The organism is Domibacillus sp. PGB-M46 (assembly GCF_022668875.1).
Taxonomy (GTDB): domain Bacteria; phylum Bacillota; class Bacilli; order Bacillales; family Domibacillaceae; genus Domibacillus.
In genome coordinates, this window is the sequence record NZ_JAKGCR010000059.1 from 1 (window position 1) to 1987 (window position 1987).

At 33.8% G+C, this 1987-nt stretch carries 2 protein-coding genes; both read right to left on the reverse strand.

Going from position 1 to position 1987, the window contains the following annotated elements; all coding sequences use genetic code 11:
* Positions 1-596: 596 nt before the first annotated feature.
* The gene (locus L2D08_RS23545) at positions 597-776 is read right to left on the reverse strand and encodes an aspartyl-phosphate phosphatase Spo0E family protein (protein ID WP_242237985.1); all 180 of its coding nucleotides are present in this window, start codon (positions 774-776) and stop codon (positions 597-599) included.
* A gap of 851 nt (positions 777-1627) precedes the next feature.
* Positions 1628-1987, reverse strand: a 360-nt coding sequence (locus tag L2D08_RS23550; RefSeq protein ID WP_242237988.1) for an aldehyde dehydrogenase family protein, incomplete at its 5' end; no start/stop codon positions are given.

Consider the following 1987-nt stretch of genomic DNA (forward strand, 5'->3'; position numbering starts at 1 on the left):
AAACTTATTAAATATCTTTAATAAGTTCCAGGCCAATATAACATATAATATTTTAAAAAACAATGGAAATTGAATAATGATACAAATCAACCGTTTCGATCAACTATTGGTCAACCTGCAAAATAAAATGAACGTTTATACCCTGTGGTACTGTCTCGCAAATGACCGCTTTTGAATGATTTATTTTCTTTTTTAGAATTTTTTTAACCTGTCAGTGAAGTATTTGGTGCTCAAAGTGAATGTCGCGTAAAGCAAACTTATGTGAACCCTAATAAAAAAGTATACCTATTCAAAGGTATACTTTTGTTTAAATACGCTTATGATTAGGTTCACTCCTGCTGGCTAAGTTTTTTATTTATCTTCCTTAACGAACCCGCTCATAAAGTAAAATGTTTTTACTGCCATTCAATCAAATAGCTTTCTACATAATTAGCTGCTAGCTGAATATTCAAAGGATACAGTTTACCTGCTAAACATTATTTTATACTCATCCACTTATTTTTTAAAATTAGTTGTCTTCTCAGCATTGCGTAAACATAACTTTAATTGACGCTTACAAACATCGATATGTTGATATATCTATTAAGAGCTATTCACTATGAGAAGAAACGAATTTCCTGAATAATTTTTTGTAACCTTACAATTTCTTTGTTTAATTGTTGGCTGGCTTTTATAACATCCGGATGGGCTATTCCTTTATAATTTGCTAATTCGTGCATATCTTCCTGATGTTTTGTTATATTCTTCCTTAAATCTATCACATTCTTTAAAATCATGAATTCCGACTCCCGTCCATTATTTGATTTAACTAAGTTGTTGCATTAAATACAATTTAGATTTCTCATCATACGTTTAATTAATTTTAAGTGGAACCGCTTTCAAATTATTCTTGTTTAACCCCCTTTTTAGGACTCAGCTAAGAATAATCTGCTTAAGCTTTTCCTGCTTAACAAGATTCTTACTTTTTTGTAATCCCTTTCAAAACTCTTTAAAATTTTAATTGGTTTTGAAAATGATTAAATAAAAAATTAGATCAAATTCCTGTTTAATCATCTGCTTAGAAACAAATACATATTTAACAAATTAACTTTCTAAATGCTTGTAATGTTGTTTTCATCACCTTAGTTTATTAACTTCCAAATTATCCTTTTGTACAATTGTAAGACAAATATAATTATAAGTCAATAAGATACATAACTCATTTTGAATTTTATCCAGGAGAAGAAGATAGTGTAGACTTTCATCCACATCATTCGAAGACCATGTGGAAAGATAAAGATTTTCTCTCGATTTATAGTTCATATCAAACGAAAAATGCAGTCAACCAACATTCAGGCCTACTTAAGATACAAGCGGAAACCCTGTTGAAACCTGCCTCGCATCTTTATAAAAGCGATGTATCAAGCTGTTGACAGGCATAACTTACATCAATATAGAAAAAGCACGACAAGCTTAACCTTGTCGTGCTAGACCTTTTTAGATTACATTGGTTAAAAAGGCGGTTCCTGATAGCTTCTTCATTGCCGATCTTGCATCATTCTCACAACTGTATTCAAACATGCGTACCTGTTTTTCAGAAAAAACGGTTACGATCCACACTTTCCTTCTTCCTTTCTCAACAACCGTCTTATTTAACGAATACAGTTTTAATCGATGTAAAGAATTCTTTCGCTGCTTCTCCCTGTTCACGGGAATATGAGCTGGACTGCTTCATGCCGCCGAATGGAGCCTGAAGTTCAACCCCGGCGCTTTCCGCATTTACCCGGATCAGCCCCGCTTCCATATCATTGACGAAGGACAATAAATGCCCAATATTCGCTGTAAAGATAGAAGCACTTAAGCCGTACTCGGTATCATTCGCCAGCTTCAGCGCTTCTTCCACAGATTCCGCTTTTAAAAGGGCAATGACCGGGCCAAAAATTTCTTCTCTTGCAATGGCCATATCCGGCGTGCAGTTGTCAAAAATGGTTGGTTCCACATAGTATCC